The organism is Kitasatospora sp. MBT66, assembly GCF_000710405.2.
Lineage (GTDB): Bacteria > Actinomycetota > Actinomycetes > Streptomycetales > Streptomycetaceae > Kitasatospora > Kitasatospora purpeofusca.
In genome coordinates this window covers 21,596-33,736 of the sequence record NZ_JAIY01000004.1, presented here as the reverse complement: position 1 = coordinate 33,736, position 12,141 = coordinate 21,596, and the positions used below count along the sequence as shown (strand labels likewise).

The window sequence follows — 12,141 nt, the reverse complement described above, 5'->3', positions numbered from 1 at the left end:
TTGCGGCGGATTAGTCATCAAAGGAAATGAACTCTACTTCGGGTTCGTCCTCTGCTGGTACAAGCGAAACCGCCAAAGCATTGAGGCTTGCGGCGATTCCATCAATCTTGTCTGAATCGCGAACACGCTTGGGCTTCATCAGGCCGTCGGCCTTGAATTCGAGTTCAACGTTATTTGCCATCCAAGTGAGCACAGGGTTTCCACCGTGGCGAAACGTTTTTTCAGCAATGAGCGATTCAAGCATCTTGCACGGTTCATTAAGCCGGGTAGCAGACTGGGGGACCTTGACTACGGAAAGGCCGCCGTCCTCTAGACGCTGGACAATCTGTAGGGCATTCCACGGGTCATAGCCAACGTGCTTAATGTTGAACATTTCGGCATCGGCAGCTATGCCGGCATAGACGCTTTCATAATCAACAGTCTCGCCATCGGTAATGGTGAGGAAGCCCCGGACTTCCCATGTAAGGAATTCCTCTCGCTGTTCTGTCCGCCGCTCTATTGCCGCGCGCGGAATCCAGAATCGGGGGAGGACGGTAAAACCGGGGGCCTCCGGGTCATCGGCGGTACCGGGGAACAACAGTAGCCAGGCCGTAAAATCGGCCGTAGAAGCCAGGTCTAGGCCGCCATAGCAGGGACGGCCCCGGAAGTCCTCCGGATCGATCCTGGGGCCCGCTGTGGCGGCCCAGGCGTCCATGCCGATCCATCGTGTTGCCTGCGCAACCCACTGATTCAACCGAAAGACGCGAAAGGCATTCTCCGCACTCGGCTTTTCTTTGGCATCTCGAAATTCGTCCCGCAGGGTCGAAATGTTAAGGAAGTCCCCGAGGGCAGGGTTAGCCCAATACCAACCTGTCGGAGGAATGCCATTCTCTGGATCACCCGGGGAACCCTCATCCGACCAATCGGCATCCTTGGGAAGATTGCGAAGATATACAAAGCGCGCCGGATCTAGGCTCTTGTCCTTTTCCACGCGCTCTGAGTAATCGTGTTCCTCTAGGGCAAAACGTGCTGAGGTATATGCCGCTGTAGTGATGCACAGCATCAATGGTTGCGTACGGGTACCAAAACTCTGACGCATTGCATCGAATAGATGGCGGTCCCGTTGGGTAAGAACCTCATCCATCAATACCATTGAGGCATTAACGCCAAGGGCGCCCGCAGCATCCCCAGGAAGAACCGCGTAAACAGAGTTGGTTTTGCGGTCGACAATCCGTTTCCGGGAATCAATGATCTCTAGACGCCGGGAAAGAATGGGGGAAAGCTCAACCATTCGTTTGGCGGTATTGAAGACTAGGGCCGCCTGGTCCCGGTCAGCAGCAACCGAGTAGACCTCTGCCGATTCCTCGCTGTCTCCAACAAGTCCAAGTAGCGCAATGGCGCTAGCTATTTCTGATTTGCCATTCTTTCGGCCTAGCTCAATCCAGCCCATTCGGTACTGACGAACCCACTCGCCGAGTTGTTTGTCATATCGGACAGTGCCGAACAGTGGCTCAAAGATCCCTGCCTTTTGCCACGGGGAAAGAATAAAAGGGTGCCGCGCCGTACGGCCCTTAGTGTGGACCAAAATCTTTTCGACAAAATCAATGGAGCGTTTAGCCCGCGCCGAATCGTACCGCCACCAGTCAGGATGCGGATTGGTCGGCGCATGGCTAGCTATGTCATACGGCAATCAATTCCTCTCATGAGACGGGGCATGCAAAAGGGGCCCCGGAGGGCCCCATGGGTCAAAGGAGGGTAGTACAGGACCGACACTTTAGTAAGTGTGTCGCCATGCTGTTATTGACACCACGACGGTCATTCCAAATCCGGCTGTTTCTCTCGCTACCATCCCGCAAGCGATCCAAATGAATCTTAAGTTTCATAAAGTCTGCACATCGGAGGTGACCGTTCGGCATTCGAGTCATTCCCTCGGGGGCATCGGAATCAGTCGTCATCTTCGGGTTCCTCTTCAAGGGGGCCGAAAATATCAAGCCATGTTTGCTCTTTGCGGAGAGCCTTACAGGCGGCCCGGTCGGCACACTCGACCCATGCCGGATTCTTAGTAAGTGCGAAGAATCCGGGACCAACTGCGCGAATGAATGCAGTAGTAAAGTCGAGTGCGATATAGCAGTGACTGCAAGAAAATACTTTGGACTTAGCGGAAAGTCGCTTCAATGGGCCATCAGCCGAAAGGGTGGGAGTACCCGGGCTATCGTTTCGCCAATAGCAAATCCACTGATCCGCGCAAACATTTCCCGGCCTACCTTTTCGGGTTTGCACAGAAAACAATGTTTGCCCCGAAGGTACGAGGTTGCAACATTCGTCGCAATAGCTCAGACGGTCCATGGGTGTCACGGTGTCAAGGTGGTGGGTCGGTGGGGCCCCGGGGAAATGCGAAAGCTCACTAGGCCGCCGGAGGCGCGCATTTGAACATAAACCTGTTGGCCAGCCATCAGGCGATAGACGGTACTCACAGGCGGTTTGAAATTGGAAAGGCGAACCCACGTATCAAGCGCCCGCTTTTCCGCGTAAGTCAAACGGTACTGTTGAAGGAGCCCGCCCACAATGAGAATCGCACGGACGGCATCCTGTGTAAGGAATTCCCCCAGCTTGTTTCCAGCGTGACCGTAAGCAGTCACCTTGAAAGTTAAAGGTCCCATTCGGCCCACACACACTTTCTGAATCCGACAGTTACCGTTACACCGGTCCTGTCGGCCTCATCATTAATTAGGTGCATTCCGCGACCATGCATTTTCATGGTCTCGATGTCGAAAACGCATTCCCGTTGAACGGGCAGCAGGTGATAAGCGGCGTCATAGACGCGGAGGGAAAGAACCCGCTCAACAATGTCAAGCTCAATCAAGAGATCGTTTCCGAGCAGATCGGCCCCAAGGCGATTGCCGCCGCGCATGCCGTGCCTCAGAACGTTGGTAGCCAACTCGCTGGACACCAACTGAATTTGACGCCAGATGGGCGTTACAACGCCCCAGGAGGACGCCCGGTCGGTTACCCACGTACGCGCCTCCGAGACAACGCGCTTGGGTTCCTCGGGGGCGGGAGACGTGGTTCCGTCGTCATTGAAGCGAGTGAAAAGACGCCACGACTTGTGAGCCGTGTGCACTGCCTGCATTTCGATTCCGGGCATAACCAGGACACCCCAACGCTTGGCCGGCATGGACGCCATACGCCAAGGACGCCGGGGAAGGGTCGGTGGCGCTGTGTGTGCAACCCTGCATGATCCAGTAGGCAGCGTGCAACCCTGCACGCAGAATTGGCCTCAGAATGCCCGGATTGGGTGGAAAAGTCTGTATTCGGCTGACGCGGGATCGGGCAAACTGGTAGGGCCCACACGGCAGCAGAGAGGTAGGGGCGGGATGCCCAGGCGGATGGATCAACCCACGGCGCGACAGGTTCGGTTGGGGTCGGCGCTGCGGACGCTGCGGCTTGCGGTACCCGGGAATGACAACGGTCAAGAGGCTGTTGCTAAGCGGTTGGGTTTCACCGAAAGCAAGCTAAGTCGAATCGAGAGCGGCAAGATCGGGATTAGCGATTCTGATTTTGCAGTGATGCTGGATCTTTATGGCCCGGAGGAAAACCACAGGGCCTATCTTTTCGACTTGCGGAAACGCAGTAAAGTTGTGGGTTGGGAAGCCGACGTTCGCAACAGCATCGATCCAGACTATGCCGACTATATCGGGTATGAAGGCGATGCGTTCCAAGCCTTCAATTTGGAAACCGGAATCATTCCGGGGTTGCTGCAAACCCGTGAATATGCAGTTGCAAACAGTCCGGCGTCACCCTGGTATGGTCACGCCGAGATTGAAGAGAGCTGGAAAGTAAAGCAGCGGCGCCAACAAGTTCTCACCAAACCAAATCCGCTGAGGCTTTGGACCATCATTTCTGAATCCGCGTTCCGGCACGAAATTGGTGGACCCGAAGTAATGCGGGCGCAACTGCTGCACCTGATCGACCTTTCGGAATCCCTGCCGAACCTAAGCATTCAGGTTCTTCCGGAGAAGTCTCCTGCACATGGCGGCCTCTTCGGTCCTTATATGATCCTGTCGTTCCGGGAGCGCTGGGAACCCGATATCGTCTACATTGAAGGCTTGACGGATACCCGATGGGTTGAACGTCCGGACAAGGTGACGGATTATGGCGCTCAGTTCAACGCCCTTATGGCCAATGCGGCTCTACGGCGCGAGGAATCAATAAGCCTCATCCGGGAACACGCCAACCGTCTCTAACATTACAGGAAGAATGATGACGCACATCGTAAACGCCAGCGGCATTCCGGGCATTGTCTGGGAGAAGCCGGAAGCGTCGGGAAATCAGGGAAACTGCTTTGAATTTGCCGCCCTTCCGGATGGCAACGTGGGCGTTCGGAATAGTCGGTTCCCGGACGGCCCCGCCCTGGTCTACACGCGGGCAGAGGTGGCCGCCCTGGTGGAGAGCGCCAAGGCTGGACAGTTCGACAAGTACACGGCCTAAGAGGCCCCAGGAAGGCCCCCGACGCTCCGCCGGGGGCCTTCCCCCATGGCCCCGCCCTGGCGCCTCGCCAGGAAGCCGCCAGGGCCGCTACAGTGGGCCCGTTCCTTTCGCAGTACAGGCGGGGCCCATGGCAGTGGGCCCGCCTAACCAGAGGGGCCCCGATTCCGACGGGGCCCCTCTGGCGTTCCCGGACCTTATGAGTCTCCGCTTAGCTGAGAAGCCGGAGGACGTCAGCATCCGGGCCAGAATCATCATCGGGCGTAACAGCCAACCGGGCACGGTCGCTTGGAGACAATCCAAGCTTTGCACCCCACTTAGCCATTTGATCCTGTGCCGCAATCTGCGCCTGTAGCGCAGGATTCTTCACAATGGACCCTTGCCGGCCTTCCGCCGAAAAGCCGTTGGCCGACAAATCCCGAGTAGCATTTACATAAAGAGAATAAGCCTGGCAATACGCGGCAATGGCAACCCGGTCCGCACCGGTAATAATTCCCATTCCATCAAGAATAGGTGCAAGCCTATTCCATTCCCCCAAGGCCATATCATCAAGCCAATCCGGCGGGGAAGGAAAGTCGCCGGACACAACCGGCGCTTCAAAAATAGGACGATTGCCAGGATTGCCATCAAGTCGTTTCACGGAGGCGGGCTTAGGCGCCCGCCCCGAACCAATGCCACCCAAACCTCCTCCTCACTTTTATGCATTGCCTGTCGGTCGTGTAAAAGGGTCATGCATAACCGCATGAATATGCAAGCATGAATATGCACCGCGGAATGTATGAATATGCGGACTTTGCATCGGTTCTATGCGCTGCCCAATTTTGGTTTCTCCGCACGCGAGTCACGGGGGGAAGGAACGGGGGGGTTCCTAAGGAAGGACTACACTTTTACATCCCCCTATGCCCTTTCTGCATATTCAGGGCTGCATACTATGCATGAATGATGCATGTATGATTATGCGATGAGTATGCATGGTGAGTGATTATGCGAAAACCATGCATGGCCTATGCATGATCAGCTAGGCTCAACGCATGACGGATAAGGGCAAGCTCAGTATTGAGGGGCTAACGGTCCAGCCGTGCCCCAATTGTGAACGATGGACTAGCATCAAGGGCGCATGCTGTTCGCCCTGTGCCAGTGGGGGAAAGTACCCGCATCAGTGGCTCTGCGAACAGAACGAGAGTAAGCGTCTCAAGTATCCGCGTGAGTTGCTTGACCCAAACACCATTTGCCCTGTGTGTGACAGGAACTTCCTTGTATGGAGTTCAAAGCCTTACAGGATGGAATGGGGGTGGCGGTGCACTGATTACCAGTGTCCTGGCTTCCGGTTAGGTTAATGATCCTGGGCCCCGCATTTCCTTTCCCTGGATAGTTGACACACGGTGTGGACCGTGTGTATTCTTTTTCTATCGACCCCGGCGGGTCAACCAACTAGGAAAGGAAACACAATGTCCGTCATGATTCACGGTGTGACTGCCTGTGAGGCCGACAACTGCACCAACCGGGTTACCACCGGCATTACGGTGCGTTCCCGGAGTGGTGTCGCGTTCACGGATGAGGTGTGTGCAGAGTGCACCCCGTACATCCTGGCTTTCTACATGGGCCACTCGTATGAGGAGATCATCAAGGTCTCTGTTCTGTAGCCGCTAGACCTAGGGCCCCTGCTACGGCGGGGGCCCTTTTGCGTCCCCTATGGACGCTGTAGGGCCGCTAGGGCAGCCCGGCCGATGTACGCCGTGTAGGCGGGCGGTATGGCCTCCCTGAGACCGGCCCTAGACGCCCATGGCATTCCCATGATCTCCCTGGCCAGATCAGCGCCAATGAAGTTTCCAACAATGTGCATATATTCCCCGGGCTGCACAACCCTGCCCATCTTCGTGATAGGCGCCATGTGACGTGGATGGTGCATGGCGGATACTGGAAAGTTTGTTTCGAATATGCGATGCCGATAGGTGCGGAGTTTGAACATTGACCCGCACAATTCGAGCGGATCATTCAAGGGAGCCCCTACCACATTCTCAATGACGTAAGGCTTTCCTGTTGCAATGAGCAATTCCCGAAGTGGATTGATATAGTCGGGGTGTTTATTGTTTCGGATTCGCTGTGCATGAGAATACTTTTGGCATGGTGGCGAAGCGTGAATTAGATCGTATTCCTGGCCGTGCTTGGCCAGGTACGTCATTGCGTCGCCTTGAAGAAACGTAAATGGATACCGGGGCTGATTCTTGTTGTCCACCCCGGTAACATCGAAACCGGCCAGGGAATATCCCATGCCGGCCCCGCCCTGGCAACAGAAAAGGTCCAACGCCCTAAAACGGGGCGTGGACCCATTGCCGGACAATGAATGTGGTACCGCTATAGCTCTCCCCTCAGGGCCCACCAGGGCCCGCTAGGCGGCTATAAACGGGTCATGCGATTGCCCCTGCGACTGTTGCACGTACGACAGAGAACCCGGATATTGCGCGGCTCATTGGTACCGCCACGGCTCACCGGAATAATGTGATCCCCTGTAAGGGGATTGTCTGGACTTCCCTTTGTCATGCACCAATTGCAATATGGCCGCTTTGCGATAGCGGCCTTAACATTTGCAAGCCATTCATTTCCATAACCGCGTGAGTGTCGATTCTTGGACTTGTATACGCGGCCCTTTGCCGGCCGCGCCATAATGGGAGCGCAATCACTACAATATGCGCTCCCTAGATTGTGCAGGCGCAGGCAACGCCTGCACATTATTTTAGGCAATTGGGCCCCTTTCGTGAGGGGCCCTTTATGCGGGGCCCGTCAAGGCCCCGCTATTTAAGCCTTATGACGGGCCCCGGAAGGGCCCTTAATTGGTACGGGCCGCCTGGGCGGCCCTTTACGGGAGAGCCACCTAAGCGGCTCTCCCTTTCCCTCTCACTTATAGAAGACCTGTCTAGGCCCAGATACTTGGCACGTCACTGATGTGACGTGGGTCACACGGTGACCCTGCTTACCCCTTTCGGGGGCCAAGCCTTGGTTTCTCGCCCAACGAACAGGCCGGAGGGGCTCCGTTGGAGCGATCCCGACCCTGACGCCCTGTACGGCCTGGATGCCGTCCTGGCCAACGCTGCGACGGTGCAGACCGTATGGCGTGAGCAGCACCGACGTCCCCAACGACCCCGCGTAGCAGGCAAGTTGGGGTCCAAGGACGGTGCGCGAGAGGGCCGATCCAATAGCCGTTGACACACGGTGCACGCCGTGTGTAAGTTCGTCTCATCGCCCCAACGAGGGGGGGAAGGAAGAAAGCAAGGCGCTTAGGCGCGGGTAAGGCTGCACCATGAAAAGGCCCCGTTTCGGCGGGGCTTTTTCATTCCCAAAAACAGGTCCGGAGGGGTTTTCAATGGCTGAACTTGATTTCATGACTGAGGTAGAGGTTCGTAAGGCCAAAATGATCCTCAAGCCCTACCGAAACATGCCTAAGCTGCATTCCCTTGCCCTCCGGGCCATTCTGCGAGTCGCATACGATGGTGGCGATATTGGAGAGGCGGCTTTTAAAGCGGCACTTGCGTTGTCGCAGGAAGAATCTTGCCAGGGCTACGAATGGGCCCTTAAGGAACGGCGCGGAAACCGGCCGGTTTACGCGATTCTTGACGAAAGGAAGATTGCATGACGCTTCGACTTCTCCCCAATGTTTTTGAGAAGGCTGCCGAGATTATCGAAAAGGACGGCCTTGCCAAGGGTGTTTATAAGGACGCGGATGGCTGCCATTGCGCACTAGGCGCCCTGAATGCCGCACTCGATAACGGGTTTGTTGGAATCAACGATGATCACGGTGGGGCCGCCATTGCCTCGGAAGGACTTGCAGAATGGATTACCTACGCGGACCACCTGAATACTCAGGTGCCGGACGAATACGGCGATGTTCCGGAATGGAATGATGAGCCGGAACGGACAGCGGCGGAAGTTGCCGCATTCCTCCGGAAGGCGGGCAAGGATCTCCAGGAAGACTACAATTCCCACTATTACGCGTGACCACGTTCACGGCTGTAGGCGATTCCGAGGATATTGGCCGCGCCCTCTATAACGCCCTTTGCTTTCTCCCTGCCCGTTCAAGCCCTCCGTACGTGAGGGCTTTTTTCATGCCCGGACGCGTCGAATTCACGGCAACAGACTGTTACACCATCGGTCGGGATTGGGCAGAACTCGAATTTGGCCCGAAACAACCAGTCGAAGTTTGGATTACTCATGAGGCGGCGAAAAGCTTTGAGGCCACGGCACGCAAAGACGTTGTCCCGAAATCCCGTGCGCCAATGGATGCACCGGACGGCCGGGGTCGGGGCGCTATCACCTATTACAGCGGGGATGCTCTACATTTCGCCCCCCAGCTTGAAGGAATGCCAACGTCCGGGAAGGACTGCACAGGACGTGTCGGCCCTGTTTTTTGTCCTACCGGAGTAGTGAATCTGGCAGACCTCTGGAAAGCCTGTGATGACCTGTTGGAGCCCCTAGAGGCCGGAGAGGGTGACAGGCCCCCAGACAAGGCCATGTTTGACCCTTCGCTACTTGGCCGGTTTTCTAAAATCAAAACCCCCGGCCGGCAACTCGCTCATATGGACATGCTTTTTACGGATTCGTCAAACGTGACACTGGTAAAGATTGGGTCCAGGTTCCGGGGCGCCATTATGGCTATCGACCGAGAAACGGCGGCCGATCATCCGGCAATGCCGCAAGAGGGGCTTTGGTGAGACGTTCTTGATTACCGCAGTTCTGGTGGCAGCATTCATCATTTGGGATTGGACCCGAAAGAAGAGCTAATTGCCAAACAAATATGACCGGCCACAGGGCCGAATTTTGGAACTTCTCATGTCCAAGGAATGGGTTTCCACTACGGAAGTCTGTTCCGCGATTGGCGGAAGCAACAACGGTACTAGGCGGTTGCGTGAACTCCGCAAGAAATACGGCCTAGACATCGAATGCCGGCCAAAGGCTAATTGCCCATCCAAGGATTGGGAATATCGGCTCAAGGATAGGCCGCAAAGGGCAATGGAAATGGAGCCGCTGTTTTGAACGCCGTTACCTCCGGGCAGCAGAAAGGCCCCCACGTTGCCATGGGGGCCTCTCGCTTCCCTGAACCCCGGCGGGGAGAACTAGGAAGGAACACCAGGATACCACCCGACCAGGGGGCGTTGCGTAACACGATCAAATGGGAGGTTTCTGATGAATTCGGACAGCTAGGCCGAAAGCGGCTTTTGTCAATCCTATTCACGCCCGGGAAGGCGCGTGGTAGTATGCCCGAAAATTGAACTAGCCCCAGTCGCCTAAGCGAGCTGGGGCAAGTCCGGTCCGGGACGTACGCCAATACCCCCGGCCTGGAACACTCGGATGAGGAGTGAACATGTCCCAGGGTACAACCCTGCCTGCCCACGTTTCCAGTCGGGTGCCCAGCACGTTTCAGGGGCCGGTCCGTGCTATCCGTGCAGCGCTCATGGCGCGAGTGTCGACCGAGGAACAAACCGTTGGCTACGGCATCAAGGTCCAACTTGATGAGGGTAAGGCTTATATCCAGGAACAGCCCGGGTGGTTTCTTCCTGATGACCTCATTTTCGTTGATGAAGGCGTTTCGGGAACGGTAATTGACCGACCCCAGATGCTTCGACTGGAAAAGCTTGCCCGAGAGGGCAAAATTGATGTCATTGTTGTCCACAAGTTTGACAGGATTGGCCGAACGGGCCGGGCCTTTTGGACTTGGATTTGGGCAATGGAAGACTTGGGCATTTCCTTTGTCTCCGTAACCCAGAAAATCGACACAACCACTCGGTATGGCCAGCAGCAATTGCAGTTTTATGCCATGATGGCCGAAGCGGAATGGAATCAAATCCGCGACAGGACCATGGGTGGTCGTCTTGCTGCGGTTTTGGCGGGTTTCTGGCCGGGCGGGCCTGCCCCGTACGGACACAAGATTGTCGGTCCGAAAAAGCGCAAAACTCTTGTCGTCAATAAGGCCGAACAAAAGGTCATCTTTGCGGCGACCGATCTTATTGTTGATGAGGGATTGAGCGTTGAAGCCGCCGCAGAGCAGTTGAATGTAGAGGGGTTCCGGACGCGGAGCGGGTTGCTTTGGACCGGGGCTAACCTTATGCGGAAGCTCAAAAATGAAAGCCTTATCGGACGATTCCTTTACCGCGACCCGAATAAGGATTGGCAAAAGAAGAAGAACGAGACTGTTCGGGTGAATCTGGACGGTACTCCAATGAGCCCTGCCCCGGCTATTGAACTTCAATTCCCGCCCGTAATGGATGAGGAACGTTACACGCTATTGCGTGCCGCAATGCAACTTACGGCCTACGGTCCCCGACGGGACAACCTGACTTATCCCCTTTCCCGTCGCATCGGAAGTCCGTGCGGCCGTCACTATGTAGGGCGCCCCCAGGGCGAGGAACGCATTCGGGGTTATCGGTGCCAGGGCCGCACAAGCCGGAGCATTCCCAAAGCGCAACGGTGCAAGTGCCTTGATGTCGATGCAACCCTTATTGAGCCCGTGGTTTGGCGGGAGGTTCACGGCCTCTTGGGGGACGAACAGCGGCTTACTGTGCTGGCTCAGGAATGGGTTAAGTCGCTCCCCGGTGATGTTGAAAGCTATCGTAAGCGTGTCGCGCTGCTGGAAAACAGTGTTGCAAACCAGCAGGACCTAGTAACGAACGCTGCAATCAAGTTTGCCACTACTCCCGGAATTGATGCGGAGATTCAGCGAGTGGCAATGGAGCGGCTTAACGAGGACTGGGAAAAGGAAAAGAAGCTTCTTGGGGAAGCGCGCGGCTTGCTGGAAGAGCGCGAAAGGGCAGAGGCCCAGGCCCGGAGCATTATGGATTTGATTCGGGTGGCCAGGGCCAATCTTGATGAAATCGGCCTTCAAGAAATCAAGGATATTTACGGAATCCTTGATGTCAAGGTGACTATGGCTGGTGAGGTTACAACGGCGCGCGGCGCGGCCCGCGCATGTTCAGTAACTGATTGGCACGATGAAACCGAGACGCCAATTCCGGATGAGATAAGCGTTGAAGACTGGGAGGCTTGGGGAGTTCACGGCCTGATAGAGGCGGAGTTGGGCCAGCGGGTGTACTGCCGTAAGGGTCTGAGCTTGCGTGAGCAAATCAACGGGATGTTGTTCCGTCTGCGTTCGCGCTGTGCATGGGATGCGGTTCCGGCGGCCTACGGCACTCCGACCGCGCTCAAGCTTCGCCAGGGGGCCCTCTGGGGGGCCGGAGCGTGGCCAACCCTTGCCGGGTACCTGTTGGAGCGTGGCGGGGCGTCTATGCCCCCGTCCTGGCGCTCCCTGCCCCCTCTGACCATCACGGGCCGCCTAAGCGCCGACCTGGCCCGACTTGAGATGGACGCTACGCCGGATGCCGTCGAACCAGCCTGGGCACCCTGATCGCCTTCTCGGTGGTCTCGATCGGCGTGATCGTGCTGCGCCGCACCCAGCCCGACCTGCCGCGCGGCTTCCGGGTCCCGGGCTACCCGGTCGTCCCGCTGGCCAGCATCGGCTTCTGCGTCTACCTGATCACCGGGCTGCACGCCGACACCTTCAAGGCGGGTGGGGCCGCCCTGGTGGTCGCGGTGGCCGTGTACTTCGGTTACAGCATCAAGCACTCCAAGCTGGAGCGGGCCGGGGAGCGGGCGGACGCCGGCTCCAAGGTCGGCTGAGCGGCGACGTGA

Annotated in this window: 12 protein-coding genes; 8 read left to right on the top strand and 4 right to left on the bottom strand. The window is 56.7% G+C overall.

Annotated elements, in window-relative coordinates; all coding sequences use genetic code 11:
• Positions 1 to 10: 10 nt before the first annotated feature.
• On the bottom strand, positions 11 to 1,669 hold the full coding sequence (locus BI06_RS45995) for a terminase large subunit (protein WP_199523252.1): 1,659 nt from the start codon (positions 1,667 to 1,669) through the stop codon (positions 11 to 13).
• 957 nt (positions 1,670 to 2,626) lie between these two features.
• Positions 2,627 to 3,109 (bottom strand): ATP-binding protein, encoded by a 483-nt coding sequence (locus tag BI06_RS06950; RefSeq protein ID WP_043466517.1) that lies wholly within the window; start codon positions 3,107 to 3,109, stop codon positions 2,627 to 2,629.
• 256 nt (positions 3,110 to 3,365) lie between these two features.
• On the opposite strand from BI06_RS06950, the gene BI06_RS45990 reads away from it, so the two are divergent.
• Both BI06_RS45990 and BI06_RS06945 read left to right on the top strand, forming a co-directional pair.
• Positions 3,366 to 4,223: a helix-turn-helix transcriptional regulator gene (locus tag BI06_RS45990; RefSeq protein ID WP_233290057.1), complete on the top strand. Its 858-nt coding sequence runs from the start codon at positions 3,366 to 3,368 to the stop codon at positions 4,221 to 4,223.
• 13 nt (positions 4,224 to 4,236) lie between these two features.
• Entirely contained in the window at positions 4,237 to 4,467 is a 231-nt protein-coding gene (locus BI06_RS06945; RefSeq protein ID WP_369826058.1) for a DUF397 domain-containing protein, read from the top strand.
• 208 nt (positions 4,468 to 4,675) lie between these two features.
• On the opposite strand, the gene BI06_RS45985 is transcribed toward BI06_RS06945, so the two are convergent.
• On the bottom strand, positions 4,676 to 5,104 hold the full coding sequence (locus tag BI06_RS45985) for a phage terminase small subunit P27 family (RefSeq protein ID WP_149030288.1): 429 nt from the start codon (positions 5,102 to 5,104) through the stop codon (positions 4,676 to 4,678).
• An 808-nt stretch (positions 5,105 to 5,912) separates the two neighbouring features.
• On the opposite strand from BI06_RS45985, the gene BI06_RS50395 reads away from it, so the two are divergent.
• A complete protein-coding gene (locus BI06_RS50395) occupies positions 5,913 to 6,107 on the top strand; it encodes a hypothetical protein (RefSeq protein WP_043466513.1) in 195 nt (64 codons plus the stop codon).
• A 754-nt stretch (positions 6,108 to 6,861) separates the two neighbouring features.
• Here BI06_RS50395 and BI06_RS55430 read toward each other — a convergent pair.
• Entirely contained in the window at positions 6,862 to 7,005 is a 144-nt protein-coding gene (locus BI06_RS55430) for an HNH endonuclease (protein WP_369826057.1), read from the bottom strand.
• Between the two features lie 820 nt (positions 7,006 to 7,825).
• On the opposite strand from BI06_RS55430, the gene BI06_RS49255 reads away from it, so the two are divergent.
• From BI06_RS49255 to BI06_RS06925, 5 genes are all read left to right on the top strand, one after another.
• Entirely contained in the window at positions 7,826 to 8,095 is a 270-nt protein-coding gene (locus BI06_RS49255) for a hypothetical protein (RefSeq protein ID WP_149030286.1), read from the top strand.
• Positions 8,092 to 8,457 (top strand): hypothetical protein, encoded by a 366-nt coding sequence (locus BI06_RS49250; protein WP_149030285.1) that lies wholly within the window; start codon positions 8,092 to 8,094, stop codon positions 8,455 to 8,457. Before BI06_RS49255 ends, BI06_RS49250 begins: the two co-directional genes overlap by 4 nt.
• The gene (locus BI06_RS49245; RefSeq protein ID WP_149030284.1) at positions 8,454 to 9,170 is read left to right on the top strand and encodes a hypothetical protein; all 717 of its coding nucleotides are present in this window, start codon (positions 8,454 to 8,456) and stop codon (positions 9,168 to 9,170) included. The genes BI06_RS49250 and BI06_RS49245 overlap by 4 nt, the downstream gene beginning before the upstream one ends.
• A gap of 650 nt (positions 9,171 to 9,820) precedes the next feature.
• Complete coding sequence (locus tag BI06_RS45975) at positions 9,821 to 11,857, top strand: recombinase family protein (protein WP_082558336.1); 2,037 nt, start codon at positions 9,821 to 9,823, stop codon at positions 11,855 to 11,857.
• An 11-nt stretch (positions 11,858 to 11,868) separates the two neighbouring features.
• Positions 11,869 to 12,129 carry an amino acid permease C-terminal domain-containing protein gene (locus BI06_RS06925; protein ID WP_043466507.1) on the top strand — a complete coding sequence of 87 codons (261 nt, stop codon included), beginning with the start codon at positions 11,869 to 11,871 and terminating at the stop codon, positions 12,127 to 12,129.
• Positions 12,130 to 12,141: the final 12 nt, after the last annotated feature.

Bases quoted from the DNA above. Each gene is read 5' to 3' on its own strand.
- BI06_RS06950 (WP_043466517.1), bottom strand. From the start codon at position 3,109: ATGCAGGCAGTGCACACGGCTCACAAGTCGTGGCGTCTTTTCACTCGC.
- BI06_RS45990 (WP_233290057.1), top strand. From the start codon at position 3,366: ATGGATCAACCCACGGCGCGACAGGTTCGGTTGGGGTCGGCGCTGCGG.
- BI06_RS06945 (WP_369826058.1), top strand. From the start codon at position 4,237: ATGATGACGCACATCGTAAACGCCAGCGGCATTCCGGGCATTGTCTGG.
- BI06_RS50395 (WP_043466513.1), top strand. From the start codon at position 5,913: ATGTCCGTCATGATTCACGGTGTGACTGCCTGTGAGGCCGACAACTGC.
- BI06_RS55430 (WP_369826057.1), bottom strand. From the start codon at position 7,005: ATGACAAAGGGAAGTCCAGACAATCCCCTTACAGGGGATCACATTATT.
- BI06_RS49255 (WP_149030286.1), top strand. From the start codon at position 7,826: ATGGCTGAACTTGATTTCATGACTGAGGTAGAGGTTCGTAAGGCCAAA.
- BI06_RS49250 (WP_149030285.1), top strand. From the start codon at position 8,092: ATGACGCTTCGACTTCTCCCCAATGTTTTTGAGAAGGCTGCCGAGATT.
- BI06_RS45975 (WP_082558336.1), top strand. From the start codon at position 9,821: ATGTCCCAGGGTACAACCCTGCCTGCCCACGTTTCCAGTCGGGTGCCC.